The 19,464-nt window shown below is 35.5% G+C and carries 16 protein-coding genes and 3 tRNA genes; 12 read left to right on the top strand and 7 right to left on the bottom strand.

Features of this window, described 5'->3' with window-relative positions:
* Positions 1-45: 45 nt before the first annotated feature.
* Entirely contained in the window at positions 46-1,137 is a 1,092-nt protein-coding gene (locus tag ACF3OB_RS03965; protein ID WP_042347523.1) for a CapA family protein, read from the bottom strand.
* A gap of 207 nt (positions 1,138-1,344) precedes the next feature.
* On the opposite strand from ACF3OB_RS03965, the gene ACF3OB_RS03960 reads away from it, so the two are divergent.
* The 3 genes from ACF3OB_RS03960 to ACF3OB_RS03950 all read left to right on the top strand — a co-directional run bounded on the left by ACF3OB_RS03960 (position 1,345) and on the right by ACF3OB_RS03950 (position 1,660).
* A tRNA-Ser gene (locus tag ACF3OB_RS03960) sits at positions 1,345-1,428 on the top strand.
* Positions 1,429-1,450: 22 nt separating this feature from the next.
* Positions 1,451-1,525, top strand: a tRNA-Pro gene (locus ACF3OB_RS03955).
* 61 nt (positions 1,526-1,586) lie between these two features.
* Positions 1,587-1,660, top strand: a tRNA-Arg gene (locus tag ACF3OB_RS03950).
* Positions 1,661-1,934: 274 nt separating this feature from the next.
* Here the strand turns inward: ACF3OB_RS03950 and ACF3OB_RS03945 are convergent.
* Positions 1,935-2,207 (bottom strand): hypothetical protein, encoded by a 273-nt coding sequence (locus ACF3OB_RS03945; RefSeq protein WP_095894078.1) that lies wholly within the window; start codon positions 2,205-2,207, stop codon positions 1,935-1,937.
* Positions 2,208-2,223: 16 nt separating this feature from the next.
* Positions 2,224-2,400, bottom strand: coding sequence for a hypothetical protein (locus ACF3OB_RS03940; RefSeq protein ID WP_392448449.1), 177 nt, complete (start codon positions 2,398-2,400; stop codon positions 2,224-2,226).
* 73 nt (positions 2,401-2,473) lie between these two features.
* On the opposite strand from ACF3OB_RS03940, the gene ACF3OB_RS03935 reads away from it, so the two are divergent.
* Entirely contained in the window at positions 2,474-3,679 is a 1,206-nt protein-coding gene (locus tag ACF3OB_RS03935) for an ISL3 family transposase (RefSeq protein ID WP_392448447.1), read from the top strand.
* Positions 3,680-3,763: 84 nt separating this feature from the next.
* On the opposite strand, the gene ACF3OB_RS03930 is transcribed toward ACF3OB_RS03935, so the two are convergent.
* Both ACF3OB_RS03930 and ACF3OB_RS03925 read right to left on the bottom strand, forming a co-directional pair.
* Positions 3,764-4,465 (bottom strand): IS1 family transposase, encoded by a 702-nt coding sequence (locus ACF3OB_RS03930; protein WP_392448066.1) that lies wholly within the window; start codon positions 4,463-4,465, stop codon positions 3,764-3,766.
* Positions 4,466-4,817: 352 nt separating this feature from the next.
* A complete protein-coding gene (locus ACF3OB_RS03925) occupies positions 4,818-5,057 on the bottom strand; it encodes a hypothetical protein (RefSeq protein ID WP_095912356.1) in 240 nt (79 codons plus the stop codon).
* Between the two features lie 143 nt (positions 5,058-5,200).
* Between ACF3OB_RS03925 and ACF3OB_RS03920 the strand changes: the two genes are divergently transcribed.
* Entirely contained in the window at positions 5,201-6,448 is a 1,248-nt protein-coding gene (locus tag ACF3OB_RS03920; protein WP_392448445.1) for a TMEM43 family protein, read from the top strand.
* A gap of 171 nt (positions 6,449-6,619) precedes the next feature.
* Here ACF3OB_RS03920 and ACF3OB_RS03915 read toward each other — a convergent pair whose 3' ends face one another.
* Positions 6,620-7,138: a hypothetical protein gene (locus ACF3OB_RS03915; protein WP_392448442.1), complete on the bottom strand. Its 519-nt coding sequence runs from the start codon at positions 7,136-7,138 to the stop codon at positions 6,620-6,622.
* A 309-nt stretch (positions 7,139-7,447) separates the two neighbouring features.
* Here ACF3OB_RS03915 and ACF3OB_RS03910 point away from each other — a divergent pair, with 309 nt between their 5' ends.
* The 5 genes from ACF3OB_RS03910 to ACF3OB_RS03890 all read left to right on the top strand — a co-directional run bounded on the left by ACF3OB_RS03910 (position 7,448) and on the right by ACF3OB_RS03890 (position 13,104).
* A complete protein-coding gene (locus tag ACF3OB_RS03910; protein ID WP_369800759.1) occupies positions 7,448-9,982 on the top strand; it encodes a putative LPS assembly protein LptD in 2,535 nt (844 codons plus the stop codon).
* A gap of 244 nt (positions 9,983-10,226) precedes the next feature.
* Positions 10,227-10,838, top strand: a complete 612-nt coding sequence (locus ACF3OB_RS03905) for a hypothetical protein (protein WP_095894083.1) — start codon at positions 10,227-10,229, stop codon at positions 10,836-10,838.
* A 176-nt stretch (positions 10,839-11,014) separates the two neighbouring features.
* Positions 11,015-11,752 carry a bifunctional demethylmenaquinone methyltransferase/2-methoxy-6-polyprenyl-1,4-benzoquinol methylase UbiE gene (gene ubiE, locus ACF3OB_RS03900; RefSeq protein ID WP_042010190.1) on the top strand — a complete coding sequence of 246 codons (738 nt, stop codon included), beginning with the start codon at positions 11,015-11,017 and terminating at the stop codon, positions 11,750-11,752.
* Between the two features lie 11 nt (positions 11,753-11,763).
* Positions 11,764-12,471 (top strand): porin family protein, encoded by a 708-nt coding sequence (locus tag ACF3OB_RS03895; RefSeq protein ID WP_042010191.1) that lies wholly within the window; start codon positions 11,764-11,766, stop codon positions 12,469-12,471.
* 36 nt (positions 12,472-12,507) lie between these two features.
* Positions 12,508-13,104, top strand: coding sequence for a DUF2911 domain-containing protein (locus tag ACF3OB_RS03890; protein WP_392448439.1), 597 nt, complete (start codon positions 12,508-12,510; stop codon positions 13,102-13,104).
* A 459-nt stretch (positions 13,105-13,563) separates the two neighbouring features.
* Here ACF3OB_RS03890 and htpG read toward each other — a convergent pair whose 3' ends face one another.
* Positions 13,564-15,447, bottom strand: coding sequence for a molecular chaperone HtpG (htpG, locus tag ACF3OB_RS03885; RefSeq protein ID WP_392448436.1), 1,884 nt, complete (start codon positions 15,445-15,447; stop codon positions 13,564-13,566).
* Positions 15,448-15,755: 308 nt separating this feature from the next.
* On the opposite strand from htpG, the gene ACF3OB_RS03880 reads away from it, so the two are divergent.
* A complete protein-coding gene (locus tag ACF3OB_RS03880; protein ID WP_042347510.1) occupies positions 15,756-16,934 on the top strand; it encodes an aminopeptidase C in 1,179 nt (392 codons plus the stop codon).
* 8 nt (positions 16,935-16,942) lie between these two features.
* Positions 16,943-19,348, top strand: a complete 2,406-nt coding sequence (locus ACF3OB_RS03875; RefSeq protein ID WP_392448434.1) for a S9 family peptidase — start codon at positions 16,943-16,945, stop codon at positions 19,346-19,348.
* The last annotated feature ends 116 nt before the right edge of the window (positions 19,349-19,464 follow it).

The following is a 19,464-nucleotide window of genomic DNA, read 5'->3' as shown; positions in this document are numbered from 1 at the left end:
TTTATTTACTTTGGTAATAGGGAAAACGCTTGTTTAGTTATTCTCTTATTTTTCTTCTATAAATGTATTGCGTTTGAATAAATCTCTTGAATTCTGGATAAAAGTTTTCATAGATTCAATCGCTTTCACATCTAAATCCTTGAAATTAGCGTTTTCATATTCCCTACAAGGTAGGACTTCGTATAAATACTTTTTATTTTCTTTTGGACTTCGGTTTACCCATACCAAGTGATATCCTGAATCCACGATATGTGTACCTTGTTCGTCTTTGAGCAATGTTAGTTCAAACATAGCTCCACCGTCAGTATTTGGTTTCCGCTGATTCGACACGAAATTTCCTAAGGAATAAACGAGTAAACGCCCGTTGTGTAATGCGTTTTTTGGATAGTAGTGCATCGGTTGTAACACATGTGGATGCCCACCAATGATGATGTCTACACCATTGTTAAACAAAAAATCAGCTATTTTTTCCTGTTCTTTATGCTGAATTTGTTGATATTCGACTCCCCAATGGATCACTACAATTAGCTGATCCAACACCTGTTCTTTAGCTTTTTGAATGTCAACTTTCATTTTTTCTAAATCAATCAAATTTACGACAGTAGGCTTAGGAATTGGCAGTCCGTTAGTGCCATATGTATAGTTCAGAATCCCTATGGTGATGTGGTTTTTAGACAGTACGAGCAGGTTGTTCTTTTCAAACTCCTCTTGATTACGAAACGTTCCCGTGTGTGCAATTTGCAGAGAATCTAATACGTCCAACGTTCTAATAATACCCTGTTTACCTCGGTCACAGGAGTGATTGTTTGCAGTAACCAATACTCCGATACCACTTTCTTTACAAGCTACAGCGAGTTCATCAGGTGATGAAAATTGTGGATACCCTTTAAAAGGTTTCCCAGCTAGAGTAACTTCTAAATTCCCGATAACAAAATCGTGCTTTTGAAAAATATGTTTAACTTTTTCAAACACAGGAATATAATCATATGCTTTTTTTTCGTTGTCATACGCTCCTTCAATTTGAGGGCTGTGTCCCATGATGTCGCCCATAAACAACAGTGAGACGGAGTTATTTGATTCCTGTGCCTTTATTGCGAAAAAATGTAGTAAAAAGATTAAAAAAAGTTTTCTTTTCATTGTTAAGGTGATTTTTCACAAAGATAAAAAAATATATTTAAAGTAACATCTTGTAAGACATTTTATCATGTATATTTTTTTACATTTGATAATCAATTGCGTAAGATATTTTTTAAAAAAAGTTTGAAATATATTTGCGTAAGAAAAAAAAAGATTATATATTTGCACTCGCAAAACAGAAATAAAGACGTTCATAACAATAAGTGAGGAGAGGTGCCGGAGTGGTAACGGAGCAGATTGCTAATCTGTCATCGGGTAACCGATGCCTGGGTTCGAGTCCCAGTCTCTCCGCATCAATTTTTAAATAATTTTACGGGGCGTAGCGTAGTCCGGTCATCGCGCCTGGTTTGGGACCAGGAGGTCGCAGGTTCGAATCCTGCCGCCCCGACAGCTTAGAATATATTTCATTAATGTCATAGCATTTTTGAAATATATTTTTTGGTTAGAGCGGTCACGTAGCTCAGCTGGATAGAGCATCTGCCTTCTAAGCAGACGGTCGCAGGTTCGAATCCTGCCGTGATCACGGATTTTAAAATAACTCGCTGTTCTACAGCGGGTTATTTTTTTTCGATTTTATTTAAACACGAAAGTAAAACGTAAAGTCTCCATATTTTACTTTTAGAAACTGCTTTAGCTTTTATTATTCAATTTTCGTTATAATGGAGTCTTTTTTGTTTGTCGTTAATAATTAAAAGCGCCTTTTGTGGTAATGGTATTTTGTGCCATAAAAAAATCGGATTGATATGGAAAAATTCCATATCAATCCGATTTTACGAAAGGACAAGTAAAGTTAGGCTTTAATTACGCAAATATTTTTTCCATTTATTCTCTTCTCTTCGTCTCATTCTTAGTTGTTTTAGCTTTTCACGTTCTTCACGTTCCCATTTCTTTATCTGTTCGTTCTTTCCATCAGTAGGAACCAATATCGATAAAAAACAGATAATAACAGCCACTCCAAGAGCGATATACCAATATTCAGACATAAACCAAACAACTCCTGCAAGTACACCTATGCATATAGCAAATATCCAAAGGAAAAAATTACCTAAACTATTTAAAATATTATTCATAACCCAAACTTTTACCTTACAAATTTACCTCTTTTTTCCATAAAATCCAACGATAACCATAGGAAATCAATTCTTGATCATCGGTAATATGCTCAAAACTTACAAGTTTGTACTGAAAACCGCATTCTTTCAGAGCTTCAAAAACATCATGCTCATTAATGGGAGTGGATGGAATTACACCCTGTACCATCATCAGTACCTGTGCTGTGCCGACAATATTTATTAGGCATTAGTAAAATTTTTATGATTAAGTTTGCGAAAAAAGAATGGACTTTGTAGATTTTTTGAGAGAGATGTTGGGTATTACAGATGATTTTGCGATCACTTCGATAGTAAAAGACGAAGAAAATAAGATCATTAAAATTCACTTGAAATACCTTAACACCCATTTTGTTAAAGAAGGAAAGCGTTACAAACTGTATGATACCACCCCCGAGCGAGAGTGGCAACATTTAAATTGGTTTGACTATCGGTGTTACTTGGTTTGCAGTCTACCTCGTTACCTTTCTGAGGATGGTAAGCCTAAGGTTATCGACATCCATTTTGCACCTAAATACAAGGGATACACGCATTTATTCGCCGCCAAAGTCATAGAGACTTTACATAAAGTAAAGGTACAAAACACCGTTGCAGAACTGATGCATACCACCCCATATGTGATAAGAAGCATTATGGAATCAGCCGTAGAAAAATCACTTTTGGAACGAGGAGAAGTAAATGATTTAGAGAATATTAGCTTAGACGAAAAAGCATATACCCACGGGCATAAATACGCTACAATTCTTATCGATAGCGATAAAAATTGTGTAGTAGAAGTGACCGAAGGTAGAAAAGAAAAAAATGTAAAAGCCTTGTTTTTCAGTATTAATTCACAAGAAAAACAGCCCTCCCTGAAAAGGGTAAATATGGATATGTGGAAACCTTATATAAACGCTATTAAGGATATAGCTCCCCAAGCGATGATTGTACACGATAAGTTTCATTTATTCAAGAAGTTATCCCAAGCCATTGACAAGACCAGAAGAAAAGAGGTAAAAGAAACCGAATTGCTTAAAGGACAGAAATACACCGTATTAAAGAGCGAAGAAAATCGCACAGAAGAGCAACAAAGAGCCTTTGAGCAAATGCTTAGTGAGAATTTACTTACGGCAAAGGCGTGGCAAATACGAGAGAATTTCAAGTATTTGTTTAGTTTAAAAGATGGTATAGCAATCAATTACGAGCTATGGAAAAATAATGCAATAAGTCAATCCATAACCGCTGTAAATGAAGTTATAAAGACCTTTGATAATCATTTACAAGGGATTATCAATGCGATAGTTACTCAAACATCCAGCGGGAAGCACGAAAATATGAATGGAAAAATACAATCCGTTATTTCAAAAGCAAGAGGATTCTTAAACTTTGAGCGTTTCAGAATAAACACCCTATTTTACTTCGGTAATCTCAAGTTTAGCTCACAAAAAAATTAGTAATGCCATTTATTATTTATTGCCATATTTTTTTTGTATCTTTGTGATATAAAAATTTGGGTAGTGTTTCCCAAAGTATGATACTCAAATCCACCCAAAATTGATGTAGAAAAACACAATTTCAAAGGCTTTTATATGGTTTTCAAACTTTTTTGAAAAACAACAAGTTTTCCTCACCGCTCGGCGTATCCGATGTCTCAAAAGTGTGTTGTTTCCTTCAATATCAGTAGTGTATTTTTTACCTACTTTATGTGTATATTCTTGAAAAACAGATGCAAAAGCTTCCCAATTATCTGTACAAATCTCATCAAAACTAACACCCAATTTCTTCAATTTCTCACGAAGTTTTTGGGCTGTTTTTATGTTTCGTTTGCCCCATACCCACGCTACAATTTCCTTTGTTTCAGCAGAATAAGCATAAATCAACCACTTTTTATTCTTCTTTTTTCCCACAAAAGTCCAAAGTTCATCAACTTGTAATGATTTGTATTTGTTTTGTTTGGGTTTGATTTCTCGATTGAAATTTACCAAAACCGAAAGTACTTTTTTGATGCTAACTTTTTCAATTTCAGCAATATCACGAATACCTACATTTCTTGCCAAAAGCAAGAGAATTTTCGCAGCAATATGCGAAGCCCAACCTTTGTAGGTCAGATTATGATCGCCGATAAATTGGCGTTTACAGGTTTTGCAAAGATAGTTTTGTTTTTTGTTCTTTTTATTCCCATTTTTGACTATCTTTGTGCATTGACAATTGGGGCAATGGAGTGTAATTGTTATTAGCATTCAACAAAAATACAACTTTATTCCCTGATTGTCAAATTTTTACATCATCATACTTTTTAAAACACGACCAAAATTTGATGTTATGAAAAAGCGACATTGGTTATTACTCTTTACTGTATTTTGGTTTTCACTGTTATACTTTATTGACTTTGAGACTTGGATAGTTCTTTCATTGCCTTTTATGATTGTGTCTTTTTTTTATCTACTTTTTACATTTGTAGTTTTTTGGTACTGTATCATTTTTAATAAAGACCCTCGAAATTGGTAATTAGTACATTAGACAATTAACAATTACGGTAGTTAATTACGAATTTCAAATTTCAAATTACGTAATTCGTAATTATCGTAATTGTTAACTCACAATTGTTATTTTTTCATCGGGGCTTATTCTTAGCATTTCCACCGTAGCAAATTCTCCTGCGGTATAGGTTACTGATATAGGCATGAATAGGCTTCCTAACTGCTTGACGTAGATTGTGCTATACAGGTCGAACTGAGCAAAATCAATAGGCGACAGATTGAAAGTTGCTGTTACGCTTGACATTCGATTGATTAAATTCTCTATATCGCCGTAGAAAACAGATTTTAACATCCATCATCTGAGGTCTGAAAACAGGCTACCTTTGTGAATACGATGGAGAAATTCTTTTTATTGTTAAGAAAGTTGTTCTTTCGATGTAATTAAATTACCTTTGTGGAGAAATAATAAGAAAGAACAACTTAAATATAATTAAAATGGCTTACACAGAAACGACCAGGACAGGTTATGGGCGGCGTTTGGGTAATTCCTTAAAAAACATTATCGTAGGATTGGTATTACTTGTTGCCGGTACTTTTACTTTATTTTGGAATGAGGGTAATTATGTAAAAACTAAAAAGGCCCTCAATGAAGCTGCTGCAGAAGTGGTTGCTCTTGTGGATATTAATACGATTAATCCAGAGTTTGAAGGTAAATTTATTCATGCCTCAGGATTCGCTTCTCCTCAAGATTCTATTTACGACAATATGTTAGGGGTTAGAGAATTAGCTATTGGATTGAGTCGTAAGGTGGAATACTATCAATGGGTAGAGCACTCAGAGACAGAGACCGTACAGAATATGGGAGGGAGCGAGGAAACAATAACAACATATCACTACAAAAAAGAATGGTCGAGTTCTCCAATAAATTCTCTGGATTTTCACGATCCTGAGTATCGGAATGAGAATTTTGTCCTGGCAGAGTTGCCCGATAAGGAGATTTTGAACACTAACGTTCATTTCGGAGCTTACAAATTGCCTGAGTTTATTCTACAATTGATTCAAAATAGTACTCCTGCCAAGATAAATCTTTCAAAAGAACAAAATGAAATTTTAGAAAAGGAGGCTGAAAAGGTCAGATTGTCTGCCAAAAAACGAGTTCGAAAATCAATAGAGCCTTCTGACAGCGATCAAGAGCAAGAAAAACCGAAAATGACACATGTGAATGATAATGTTCTTTACATTGGTAAGTCGTTCAACAAACCAGGTGTTGGCGATGTGAGAGTTACCGTAGAAAAAACGGAACCTACAGTGATTTCGTTGTTGGCTAGTGTGAAAGGGAATTCATTTGAAATGTACAAAGCTAGTAATGGCAGAACAGTTGTGGAAGTAGCAAAAGGAGAGGTTTCAGCACAGCAGATGTTTGAAGCTGCTCATGCGGATAACGAAGAAATGACGTGGGGACTTCGCATGTTGGGAGCGATATTGATAATTACAGCTATCAGGACAATGTTTGGATTTGTTTCCATGCCGTTTAAAGTCGTTCCGTTTCTTGGAAATATTGTTGAGAAAGGAGTCTATGTTGTGGCAGGTGTTGTTGGGATAGCTTGGTCTTTGATTGTTATCGCTACGGCTTGGCTCTTCTACCGACCCGTTATTGCAATTTTGCTGATTCTTATCATTATTGGAATTTTCGTGTTATTGAAACGCAGAAAATCTAAGGAACCTCCATTAGAACAAGTTTAGATTGAAGTTAAAAGTAACGTTTAGAAATAATAAAAGGCTATCGGAAAAGTTTAATTTTTCAAACAAAAAAAATAAACGACTGATAATTAATGATTTATAAATGGTTCTTGTTTTAAAATGCACTTTTTCGGACAGCCTTTTTCTTAATTGATTGATGGAGAGAGAATTATTCTACAAAATTTCTCTCACTTCGTTTTTTAGATGACTTAACGCATTTGACGAGGGTGTAGGCTTATTGATAAATTCTTTGAAAATAAATTCTGTCATAGCTTTGGAGTCCTCCAATTCTTCATTGTGTGTAGCTTTACGGATGATTTGAATAGTAGCCATTTTTGCTGCACGGATGATATTCCATAAATTTTCACTAAGATAAATTTGTTGTGCCAAATTATGCTCAAACTCTTCGTCAATTGAATGAACCAATAATGTTTCATATTCTTTTTTTGGAAGATTTCTAGCTGGTATTCGCAATAATAGTTGTTGCGGACTTATACGCTCCAAGAACAACGTCATTCGTTCATATGCTTGTAGTCGTAAAGGTAATGAAATTTTCTGATTTTCCTTTTGAAGTAAGAAAAGACGGCGTTTTTCCTCGTTTTTTATATGTAGGTAGAAAAAGTAATACGCAATTCCGCCAACAATTAATGCAGGAATGCAAAACAGTAAAAAAGTAAACAAAGAATTTTCCATAAAGTAAACAATGAATTAATATTCTGACAAAGTACAAAAGTACTAACTAATTTTGCAATTCTAAAATTTTTCTTTCAGATCTTGGAAAAAATCCGTAAGTTTGACCCCTAAAAATGTATTGCTTTGCAAAAACGTCGACGGCAGATAGTTTTACTGATTAGTTTGTTGTTTATCAGCACGTGTTGTTGGTACACTAGCTCGTTTGCTTCAAAGAAAACGGGCTACGCCTATTTCCAAACGTTTTCAATCATAGACACGCTCAAGAAAGCTAACCGACTTCTAAAAGACACTACTAATCAAAACAGACGAATCTTGTTGGATTCGCTGAAGCGAACTAAAGATACCCTGCCAAAGGATTCCCTGTCAAAAGACAGTATGTCAAAGAAATCTAAAAGTATTTTAGAGGATGTAGTCAGATATAAAGCAAAGGATAGTATTGTTTTCAATAAGACTAAAAATAGCATCATTCTTTACAATGAAACACAAGTGCAATACACCGATATTGACATCACTTCAGGGATAACCAATATCAAATATGATTTGGCGGAGGTATACGCAGGTCGTATTAAGGATTCAGTTGGAGAATTGGTGCAACATCCTGTTTTTAAGCAAGGTGATGACATTATAGAACCCGATTCCATTCGGTTTAACTACAAAACCCAACGAGCCATTATCCGTAATGCATACACCAAACAAGATGAAAATAACATCAAAGGTCAAATCATTAAAAAGGAGAATGATTCTACTTACTTCATGCAAAATGCCATCATTACCACTGCAGAAGATTTGGATGATCCTGATTACTACATCAAAGTACGAAAAGCAAAATTTGTCCCTGGAAAAAAAGTGGTTGCAGGATTGAGCAATATGTACATAGTAGATATCCCCACACCTTTAGCAATCCCATTTGCGTACTATCCAATGGTATCGGGACGTTCATCGGGACTTATTTTCCCAACTTTCGGAGAGGCAAATAACAGAGGTTATTTCATTCAAAATGGAGGATATTACTTTGTCATTAGTGACTATTTTGATTTGGCTGTAACGGGAGATTATTTCACCAATGGAAGTTATGGGTTCAAAGCTCAATCAACGTATAAGAAGCGTTACAAATTTTCTGGAAACTTTAATTTCAGTTATGAGAATCAGATATACAGTATTCGAGGTTTGCCTGATTACAGCAATTCAATGTTTTACAACATCCAATGGACGCATTCGAAAGATTCAAAATCGAATCCAAACTCAAATTTTTCAGCTTCTGTAAACTTGGGAAGTAGTCGTTTTTATCAAAACTCATATAATCAGATTAATTCGCCTAATGTGTTGAATAATACCTTATCCTCATCAGTATCTTATTCAAAAACATTTCCATCCTATCCCTCGATGAATCTGTCCTTAACGGCATCACATTCTCAGAATACCAATACACAAAGTATTGAGATGACCCTCCCCGCACTTCGTTTGAGTATGGAACGTATTTATCCATTTGCTAAACAAGGTGAAAGTAAAAAAGGATTGCTTAAAAACTTAAATTTTCAATACTCTTCGCAAGGAGATAATCGTTTTTCAACAACCGATAGTTTGTTTTTCTCAAAGCAAATGTTTAGTGAAGCTAAAAACGGATTTAGACATTCTATCCCCGTGAGTACGACTGCTAAACTGTTTAAATACATAACTTTAGGGTTAAATTCCTCCTTGAACGAAACTTGGCAGTTTAAAACTATCCGCAGAACAGATTTCAACGCAGCTTCGGGTAGGAGTGGTATGGACACCATTAATGGCTTTGACCGTTTTTTGACCTACAATATGGGAGCGAGTTTGGGTACTACGGTCTATGGTACATTTCAGTTTAAAAAAGATCGAAAAATTCAAGCGATTCGACACGTAATGCGTCCTTCAATGAGCTATGGTTATACACCTGCATTCGATCAGTACTACGAAAATTATATTTCAGATGCTTTTGGCAAAGTTTCTCAATACACTCGTTTTGAAGGAGGTATTTACGGAGTCCCAGGACTTAATGAATCGCAATCCATCGGGTTATCGTTAAGCAATACTTTAGAAGCAAAAGTGCGATCCAAAGATAGTACGGAGGTTGAACCTAAAAAGATTTCATTGCTCAATAGTTTGAATTTCAATACGAACTATAACGTTATTACAAAACAATTTAGTCCCGTTACCATGACTGGAGGAACAACTCTTTTCAATGGAAAATTGCCATTAAATTTTGGAGCTACATTCAATCCATACGCTATTGATGCGAATGGAAGACAATTGGAAACTTTTAATATTAACAATGGAGGAAGTCTTTTCCGATTAACTAACGCAAACATATCTACAAACTATTCATTTTCAAATAGAAATAAATCTGATAAAAAAACAACTGATAACAGAGCTTCGGGAGGACGTTCCGACGATTTGTTTGGTTCGTCACGACCTGTAAACGACAATCAAGTGGAAGAAAAAAAAGAAGAACCTGAGGATAAAAAAACGAAATTTTATCATGCTCGTATCCCTTGGGATTTGAACATAGCTTATTCACTTTCGTATTCAAATATGTCACGTGAAAGACGTATTTCTAACAACTCACTTATGTTTTCAGGAAATGTGGAGCTTTCACCCAAATTGCAAGTGGGAATTTCAAGTGGATATGATTTTGTGAATAAGGGAATTACATACACCCAATTCCGTTTTGAACGTGATTTGAATAGCTTTAGAATGAGTTTTCAGTTTACCCCTATAGGTCAGTACAATTCGTGGTATTTCTTCATCGGAATTAAAGCCAGTATGCTTTCGGATCTGAAAATTGATAAAAATAAAGAACCTGACCGTTTGTTGAGGTAATCACTTTTTTCAATCTTAAATATTTACAGAAAAACAAAGTTTCCAGCAAATTAAGTTAAGAACCACATAGAGACATAGAAAAAAACTATGTTTCTATGTGGTTTAATTATAATAGCTCTAAAAAATAGTGTTTCTATGCACTTAGTCTTATTTTTTCGCGAAAATATTTGCTTATGTCGTTTTTTTTTTGTATCTTTCGAGTGAAATTTAAATGAGTTTATTAACCTAATTAAAAAATGTTACCATGAAAACAGCTAAATTTTACACAAAAATGTTGTTTTACGTTACAGCAACATTTATCTTAATGGGTTGCCACGAAACTCGGAAAGGGCTAAAAACGTGCCAAACAGCCGATTCTGGTAAAGCAAAAGAAGTAATTCTTTTACAGAAGAAGGTAAACACAACCAGATACCTCCCTTCTGATGATTTGTCTTTGTTATCGTTCAATTCTTCATTTTGTGATAAACTTTGTGATTATATTCCTTCGGAGGAAGATATTTTTAGTCGATTCCACTTACCAGAAATCAATAATGACAACTTGGCTGGCATCGTGATTTACACTCAATCAGAAAAAGACGAAGTAGATTTTTCCGATGTCAATCAGATGTTGCTTTACGTAAGAAAAGAAGATGGATTTAGAACATTTTTGTTTGAAAATAAAGAAGGAGTGCTTGAGTTAGCTCCCCAATATACCTTTCATTCAAATTTCATATCCTCAAATGATATTTATGATTTGTATAAAATTATCAGTCCTAAATCCAAAGCACATTGCTACACTTTGCTCAATGGAAAGTTAGCTAAAGCACTTTCGCCTGAAAGAAGTAGTTTTCAGTCTTTTATCGATAAAAATACTTAGACAGACGTTAAGGTGTTTATTCACAATATGATATGAGAATATACTTCGCCAAAAGGTTGTGTTTTGGCGAAGTTTTTTATGGTTAAATGTTATTATTTTCGTAAAAATACATTTATCATATTGTTTTTTAGGGAGTTTCTTTATCTTTGCAATTTATTTTGAAAAAGAGATGATATATGTCTGATAAAATTACTCCTTACAAAAATTCCACCGATGGGAAAAAGAAACAAGTGGCACAGATGTTTGACTCTATTTCAGGAACTTACGATGGTCTTAATCGTGTAATTTCTTGGGGTTCAGACATCAAATGGCGGAAATTTGTTGTTGAAAAAGTAGCTGAGTTGCGTCCTCAAAAAGTATTGGACGTAGCAACGGGTACAGGAGACTTGGCAATTGCTTTAACTGAGATTGACGGTGTGAAAGTTGTAGGCCTAGATATTTCAGAAGGAATGCTTACCGTAGGACGTGAAAAAATTGCAAAAAAACAGTTATCCAATCGCGTAGAGTTGATTCTGGGAGATAGTGAAAATTTACCTTTTGCGGATAATTATTTTGACGCTGTAACAGTAGCTTTTGGCGTACGTAATTTTGAGAATTTAGAGAAAGGGCTTTCTGAAATTTTTCGCGTAATTCGTCCTGGTGGACGCTTGGTTGTTTTGGAAACCTCTGTTCCTGAGAAATTTCCGTTCCGACAAGGGTATTTTGCTTACACTAAATTTGTTATGCCTCTTATCGGAAAAGTTTTCTCGAAAGATCGTTCCGCCTACACCTATTTGTCTAAATCTGCTTCTGCATTTCCTTATGGGAAAAAGTTTAAAACTATCTTGGAAAAAATCGGTTTTGCTAACACAAAATACTACCCCAAAACTCTCGGTGGAGTTGCTACCATTTATGTAGGGAATAAATCTAAATAGCATTTTATAATATGAAAAAGAGAATCTTCTTATTGTTTTTCCTTTTTAATATTCTTATTGCCTTTGGACAACTCAAATCTCCGTTGACTAATTTGGAGAATTTTGATGAGAAACCTTTGCAATGGGGCTATTATTTCGGGGGAAATATGTTTGATTTAAAATTTGATTATAGAGATCTTCAGTACACTAACACTTCGCTGTTGGAAGTTCAAACCCACAAAATGTTCGGTTTTAACGTAGGACTAACGGGTTCTGCACGATTGATGAAATATATTGACCTGCGCCTTGAACCAGGATTGGTCTATAACCGAAAAGAAATTTATTTCTACAATATGACCGAAAAGAGGGACTATTTGCGAGATGTAAAATCTACGTATATTTATATCCCTTTATTGGTCAAATTTAGTGCTGAACGTTGGTACAATTTTAAACCTTATGTCACAGCAGGGGGGTCTATGACTATCAACCTGAGTAGCAATCAAAATTTGACGATTGATAATTATGACTTGGTTTTCCGAACCAAAACAAACGTTTTTTTCTATGAACTTGGTTTTGGATTGGACATATATACTCCTTTTTTCAGACTATCCCCATCTATCAGAGGGCTTTTTTCAGTTAGAAACGAGTTAGTTCCTGACCATAAACCAGACAGCCCTTGGACGAAAAATTTAAATGGATTGAAGTCAAGAGGTTTCTTGATTAATCTTACTTTGGAATAGATTTTGCTTATTAAAAAGTAATTAATGTATAATGAGATGAAAAGAATGATGTTAATAGCGCTGATTTTCAGTGTTTTTTTTGGATACTCACAAGATTTTAAGTATCCCATGGCAAGTCCGCGTCAAGTGGTTTCCCAGCAATTTTCAGTTACCAAAATTTCTGTGGATTATGGACGCCCCAGCGTTCGAGGGCGTAAAGTGTTTGGGGAGTTAGTTCCGTTCGGGAAAGTATGGCGAGTAGGAGCTAATGAGGCTACCAATATTACCTTTCAGCAGAATGTACTTTTTGGGGGAAAGGCCACTAAGGTGGGACGATATGCTATTTTTATTACTCCAGAGGAAAAAGAGTGGACAGTAGTGCTTAACTACGATGCAGATGCGTGGGGAGCTTATAGTTACGATCCTAATGAGAATGCTATTGAAATTAAAGTTCCTGTAGAAAAACTAAAAGAGCTACAAGAATCTTTGGAAATTACTTTTGAGGGAATTAGTGAAACTAAAATTAACTTAGTTATCAAGTGGGAATACAGTAAAATTCAAATTCCGATTGAAGCTGATAAAATTGATGAAGTAAATAAGATTATTGAATTTTTGAAAGAAATAAAGCAAGTAGAACGAGATATGGGCGGGTGATTAGCATCCGCTTTTTTTATGAAGTAAAGTTGTTATATCTAATTGATTATCATATATAAAATAGATATTATGCCAAAAATGCTGCAGTTGTTATGCCTCTAGGAACTAAGTTATTCTTTTTTGTCTAAGATGAAGTGCTACCTAAAGTATGTGGTGGAATATACCTAAAATTGATATGTGAAAAGTATTTTAAAGACTTTTGTGGTTTTCTAATTTGTTTTTCAAAAACAAAGAGTTTCCCTTCCTTATCTTGAGTCTATATTCTTCTTAGAAAGTAGAGGAAACGATTTTCTCTGTTTAAATATGTGAATTTCTTTGTAAAAGTATGAATATAGAAAGTGTCTTTTGCTACTAATTGACTCTTTTACAGATTTTTTTTGAGCCTCCTATGTAGGGCAAAAAGAAAAGCGATACACTATTTTCGTGCATCGCTTTTCTATAGTTATGGAAAAAACAATATTATTTCAATTCCTGAAAATTGCGTTTGATGAAATCGGTAAGTTCTTTTCCTTTTAAAAGTCCTTGTGAAAGCCTCGCTAAATCAAAGGCTTGTTTGATAAGGTGCTGTTTTTCAGTTTCGTCCGCCGTGTTGAGAATCGAAGTTGCCAAAGGCGAATTTGTGTTCACCACCAAATGATACATTTCGGGGAAATTACCCATTCCGAACATTCCGCCACCGCCGGTAGCACTCATTTCTTTCATACGACGCATAAATTCAGGCTGATTGATGCTAAAAGGTGTGCTATCGCTATCCAAATCTTCCAATTGCACCACAAAACCTTCACTCGGAATGCTTTTTTCGATACTTTCTTTAAGTGATGTTTTTTCTTCTTCCGAAAATTTGGAAATTGTAGTATCCTCTTTTTGAATCAGTTTGGAAATCGGAGCCGAATCCACTCGAGCAAAAGTCAAGTTTTCGTTATCGTGTTCCAACTTCTGAATTAAATGAGACACAATGGGCGAATCCAAAAGCAACACTTGGTATCCTTTTTCCTTAGCTTCTTCAATAGCAGCGTGTTGCACCTCTTTATTTTGGGCGTAAAGCACCACCAATTTTCCGTCTTTGTCGGTTTGTTGGTCTTTTAAGGCTTCTTTAAGCTCCGAAAGCGTATAATATTGGTCATCTACCGTTGGATAAAGCACAAAATCCCCTGCTTTTTCGTAGAATTTCGGCTCGGAAAGCATTCCGTATTCCAAAACAATCTTAATATCGTTCCATTTTGATTGAAAATCTTCTCGATTGTTATTGAAAAGCGATTTTAATTTATCAGAAACCTTTCGAGTAATATAATTTGCGATTTTTTTAACGTTGCCATCGGCTTGTAAGTACGAACGCGACACGTTGAGCGGAATGTCTGGCGAATCGATAACTCCTTTAAGCATTGTCAAAAATTCTGGAACAATTCCCTCCACATTATCCGTTACAAAAACTTGATTTTGATACAATTGAATGCGGTCTTTTTGGATTTGCATATCCACTGATAGTTTTGGAAAATACAAAATTCCCGTTAAATTGAACGGATAATCCACATTTAGGTGAATGTGAAACAAGGGGTCGTCAAACTGCATCGGATAAAGTTCACGATAGAAGTTTTTATAGTCCTCGTCTTGCAAATCGGCAGGTTGTTTTGTCCACGCCGGATTTGGGTTATTTACGATATTGTCAACCGTTTGATATTCGGTTTTGTAATTTTCGTCAGCATTTTCAGGACGAGGAAGCGGTTCTTGTTTGGTTCCAAATTTAATGGGAATAGGCATAAATTTGTTGTATTTACGCAACAATTCCTCGATGCGATATTCTTCCAAAAACTCGGTAGAATCTTCGGCTATGTGTAAGATGATTTCCGTACCTCTTTCTGACTTTTCGGCAGGTTCAAGAGTATATTCAGGAGAGCCGTCACACGTCCATTTTACGGCAGGAGCGTCAGTGTACGATTTGGTAATGATTTCCACTTGGTTTGCCACCATAAAAGCAGAGTAAAACCCAAGCCCGAAATGCCCAATTACACCTGCATCTTTGGCAGTATCTTTGTATTTTTCTAAAAATTCTTCTGCTCCTGAAAAAGCAATCTGATTGATATACTTTTCCACTTCTTCGCCCGACATCCCAATGCCCTCATCAATGATATGCAAAGTTTTATTTTCCTTATCGATTTTCACTTCGATGATAGGATTTCCGTACTCCACTTTGGCTTCCCCGATTTGGGTTAAGTGCTTTAATTTCAGTGTAGCATCGGTAGCATTGGAGATGAGTTCCCGCAGGAAAATTTCGTGGTCACTGTATAAAAACTTCTTGATAAGCGGAAAAATATTTTCCACCGAAACATTGATATTTCCTTTCATTTCTTATGAGATAATTTAATGATTAAAAGATTAAAAAAGCTCAAAAAATCAAACGATTTTTGACTTACGAAAATTGCTTTGGCAAAAAAAATACCAAAACAAAATTACTGACAAAATGTCTGCTACGTGGTGTGTTAAAGTATCTATTCTCAATAGTATGAGAAATTATTAAGCCATCAATACAATGGAAACGAAACGCTTAAATTCCATTACTATTTGTAATCATTTCTTTCAAATTCTTTGATTTTCCAAAATAAACTCTTACGTTTGTAGGGTTAAAAATAATCATCTAAAATTATATAATCAAAATGAAAAAAATAGCGTTATTTTTTGCTGTGGGTTCATTTTTTGGAGCAACGGCACAAGACAATCTGATTCGTGCCGTGGCAGGGAATCAAAGTGAAAATGCAGGATTTAAGTTTACACCTGTGATTAATTTAGAACGTATGGAAGTGAAAGATCAAGGCAGTAGCGGTACATGTTGGAGCTACGCTGGAGCTTCATTTTTAGAAAGTGAAATGAGTCGTATGGGTAAAAAGCCAGTAGATTTGGCTGAAATTTATACCGCAAGAAATACGTATATCGAAAAAGCAAAGCAATATGTTCGTTTTCATGGTAATTTGGATTATGGTGACGGAGGTGAATTGCACGACATTATCAACATGTATGCAAAATATGGAGCTGTACCTCAATATATTTACTCAGGATTGAACTACGGAACTTCACGCAATGACTTTTCCGAAATGCAGGCTGTGCTCAAAGGATTTTTAGAGGGACTCGTTAAGCGTGAAAAAATCAAAAAATTGACACCCAATTGGGAAAAAGCCTTTACTGCAGCGATTGATGCTTATTTGGGTCAGGTTCCTGAAACATTCTTACATGCAGGTAAGAAGTACACCCCACAGACCTTTGCTAAAGAGGTGGTAGGTATCAATCCTGATCATTATGTGGAGATGATTTCGTATGAGGATCAACCTAAATATAAAAATGTGCTAATGGCTGTGCCTGATAACTGGAGCTTCGATCAGGCTTATAACGTTCAAATGACTGATTTTGTTAAAGTTATAGACAACGCCTTAAAAAAAGGATTTACTGTAGCATGGGCATCGGATGTGAGTGAGCGTTATTTCAGTTGGAGAAATGGTGTAGCTTTTGTTCCTGAAAAAGATTTGGATCAAATGACTTTAGATGAACAAAAAATGTTGTTTAACGCTCCGCCAACTCAGGAAAGAACTATCACTGCGGAAATGCGTCAAAAAGCATTCGATAATTACGAAACTACGGACGACCACGCAATGCACATCGTTGGACTTGCCAAAGATCAAAACGGGAGGGAGTACTACATCGTAAAAAATTCATGGGGAGTGAACAACGACCATCAAGGATATTTGTATGTTACCAAAGCATTTGTAACCTACAAAACTACTGCTATTATGCTACATAAAGACGGCGTTCCTGCGGACATCTTAAAGAATTGGAAAAAATAATTAAATATATGAGAAAAATTTTATCACTTATACTCGTTTCATCAATGAGTTATTTAACAGCACAAGAGAATCTGACGTATCAGAAACCGTCAGAGGAGATTTTGCAATTAGCTGATTTTGAAAGGGCTCCATCAGTGATGATGAATAGCCAACGTACGTGGATGGTTTTTAGCTATCGGTCTACTTACCGAAACTTGGAGGAACTTAATCAAGAGGAAATTCGTTTAGGAGGTCTACGAATGAATCCAAATATAAATGCATCAAGTAACCTGACTTACATCAATAATTTAAAAGTACAAAAAGTAGGAAACAAACAAACTCAACAGGTGAAAAATCTACCTGAAAACGCTAAAATCGCTTATTTAGGGTTTTCTCCTGATGAGAAAAAAATGTCCTTTACACACACAACTGATAAAGGTTTAGAGTTGTGGGTACTTGACTTGGAAACGGCTACAGCAAAACGATTGAGTAGCAACTTGCTAAATGCTAATTTCGGAATGCCTTACACATGGTCGCCCGACGGTTCCTTTTTACTTGTAAGAACTTTGGTAACCAACCGTCCTGCATTACAGAGCGAAGCTAAAAGCGTTCCCAAAGGACCTATTGTATCAGTGGGAACGGGACAAGTTTCACAAAACAGAACATATCAAGATTTGTTGAAAAATAAAATTGATGAGTTTAATTTTGAAGTTTTGGTTACTTCGGAATTGAAAAAGATAGATTTAAATGGAAAAGAAGGCCTTTTTAAAGGTGCAGGAATGTATCTTTCAGAAAGTTTCTCTCCCGATGGGAACTATTTAATGATAACCGAGCTTAAAAAACCGTTTTCATACATTGTGCCATTTAATCGTTTCCCCAGAGAATCAAAAGTTTATGATGTTCAAGGAAAAGAAGTTGCACTGGTAAATAGTTTGCCTTTGATTGAAAATATGCCAAAAGGATTTTCGTCGACCCATAAAGGAAAACGTTCTATGAGTTGGCGTTCTGATAAGCCACACACGCTGTTTTTTGTTGAGGCTCTGGACGGAGGAGACCAAAACCAAAAGGCTGAGTTCCGCGATGAAGTTTTTCAGTGGGAAGCTCCTTTCAATCAATCACCTGTTTCTTTGATAAAACTAAAACAGCGTTTCAATTCCATCATTTGGGGCGATGAAGAAAATACTTTAGTGTATGAACTTTGGTACGATACCCGTAACCAAAAAGCAATATTATTAAATTTAAAAAATAATACACAAAAGGTTATTATTGATCGAAATTATCAGGATGTTTACAATGATCCGGGTTCTCCTCAAACTATTAAAAATCAATGGAACAGATATGTTCTTCAAATTCAAAATGGGAAAACTTATTGGTTAGGAGCAGGACATACCAAAGAGGGGCAATTTCCTTTCCTTGATGAATTAGATTTGAAAACGTTGAAAAAAAATCGACTGTATACCTCGAAACTAAAAAATCAAAAAGAGAATATTATTGAGGTGTTGGACATCAAAAAAGGAGATATGTTGGTAAGTTTACAATCGGCAACGGATTACCCAAATTATTTCGTAAAGAATTATAAAAAAGGGAAAACTACACAGCTTACTTTCTTCAAAAATCCGTTTGAATCCTTGAAAGGAATTCATAAAGAAGTTATTAACTACACACGCAAAGACGGAGTTGCTTTGAGTGGTACATTGTATCTTCCTAAAAATTATGATTTCAAAAAGAAAGAAAAATTGCCTTTACTCATCTGGGCGTATCCGCGTGAATACAAAAGTAAAAGCACGGCAGGGCAAAGTACGGCAAACCCTAATGAGTTTACGTATCCTTACTATGGTTCCTTTATATATTGGGTCACAAAGGGGTATGCCGTATTGGATGATGCTGCTTTCCCGATTGTAGGTGAAGATAAGCAAGAACCTAATGACACCTTTATTGAGCAGTTAGTAGCCAATGGAGAAGCTGCTATTGATGCATTGGATAAATTAGGTTATATCGACAGAAAAAGAGTCGCTGTGGGAGGACACTCTTACGGAGCGTTTATGACGGCTAATTTACTCACACACTCTGATTTATTCGTTTGTGGAATAGCTCGAAGCGGAGCCTATAACCGTACGCTGACTCCTTTTGGTTTTCAATCAGAGCAACGAAATTATTGGGATGCTCCTGAGGTGTATAACACCATGTCTCCCTTCATGAACGCTCACAAAATGAAAAAACCTCTTTTGTTAATTCATGGTGCAGCAGACAACAATGCAGGAACGTTTACTTTCCAAACGGAACGTTATTTCCAAGCTCTTAAAAACTTGGGAGCTCCAGTACGTATGGTACTTCTGCCATTAGAAAGCCATGGATATCAAGCAAAAGAAAGCATATTGCACACCCTTTGGGAACAAGATCAATTTTTAGAAAAACATCTGAAAGCTAAAAAGTAGTTTTTGCTGAAAAGAAAAAATACTTATTCTGACTTGTAAACAATAAGTGTTTTCTGTAAAATTGCCTAAAAGATATTGTTTTGAATTAAATCCGCTATAATCAGTATGAACTTCAG

It is taken from the genome of Capnocytophaga canis (genome assembly GCF_043187445.1).
GTDB lineage: Bacteria > Bacteroidota > Bacteroidia > Flavobacteriales > Flavobacteriaceae > Capnocytophaga > Capnocytophaga canis.
This window is presented reverse-complemented; position numbering and strand designations above follow the sequence as displayed.

Bases quoted from the DNA above. Each gene is read 5' to 3' on its own strand.
- ACF3OB_RS03965 (WP_042347523.1), bottom strand. From the start codon at position 1,137: ATGAAAAGAAAACTTTTTTTAATCTTTTTACTACATTTTTTCGCAATA.
- ACF3OB_RS03945 (WP_095894078.1), bottom strand. From the start codon at position 2,207: ATGAATAATATTTTAAATAGTTTAGGTAATTTTTTCCTTTGGATATTT.
- ACF3OB_RS03940 (WP_392448449.1), bottom strand. From the start codon at position 2,400: ATGATGGTACAGGGTGTAATTCCATCCACTCCCATTAATGAGCATGAT.
- ACF3OB_RS03935 (WP_392448447.1), top strand. From the start codon at position 2,474: ATGGACTTTGTAGATTTTTTGAGAGAGATGTTGGGTATTACAGATGAT.
- ACF3OB_RS03930 (WP_392448066.1), bottom strand. From the start codon at position 4,465: ATGCTAATAACAATTACACTCCATTGCCCCAATTGTCAATGCACAAAG.
- ACF3OB_RS03925 (WP_095912356.1), bottom strand. From the start codon at position 5,057: ATGTTAAAATCTGTTTTCTACGGCGATATAGAGAATTTAATCAATCGA.
- ACF3OB_RS03920 (WP_392448445.1), top strand. From the start codon at position 5,201: ATGGCTTACACAGAAACGACCAGGACAGGTTATGGGCGGCGTTTGGGT.
- ACF3OB_RS03915 (WP_392448442.1), bottom strand. From the start codon at position 7,138: ATGGAAAATTCTTTGTTTACTTTTTTACTGTTTTGCATTCCTGCATTA.
- ACF3OB_RS03905 (WP_095894083.1), top strand. From the start codon at position 10,227: ATGAAAACAGCTAAATTTTACACAAAAATGTTGTTTTACGTTACAGCA.
- ubiE (WP_042010190.1), top strand. From the start codon at position 11,015: ATGTCTGATAAAATTACTCCTTACAAAAATTCCACCGATGGGAAAAAG.
- ACF3OB_RS03895 (WP_042010191.1), top strand. From the start codon at position 11,764: ATGAAAAAGAGAATCTTCTTATTGTTTTTCCTTTTTAATATTCTTATT.
- ACF3OB_RS03890 (WP_392448439.1), top strand. From the start codon at position 12,508: ATGAAAAGAATGATGTTAATAGCGCTGATTTTCAGTGTTTTTTTTGGA.
- htpG (WP_392448436.1), bottom strand. From the start codon at position 15,447: ATGAAAGGAAATATCAATGTTTCGGTGGAAAATATTTTTCCGCTTATC.
- ACF3OB_RS03880 (WP_042347510.1), top strand. From the start codon at position 15,756: ATGAAAAAAATAGCGTTATTTTTTGCTGTGGGTTCATTTTTTGGAGCA.
- ACF3OB_RS03875 (WP_392448434.1), top strand. From the start codon at position 16,943: ATGAGAAAAATTTTATCACTTATACTCGTTTCATCAATGAGTTATTTA.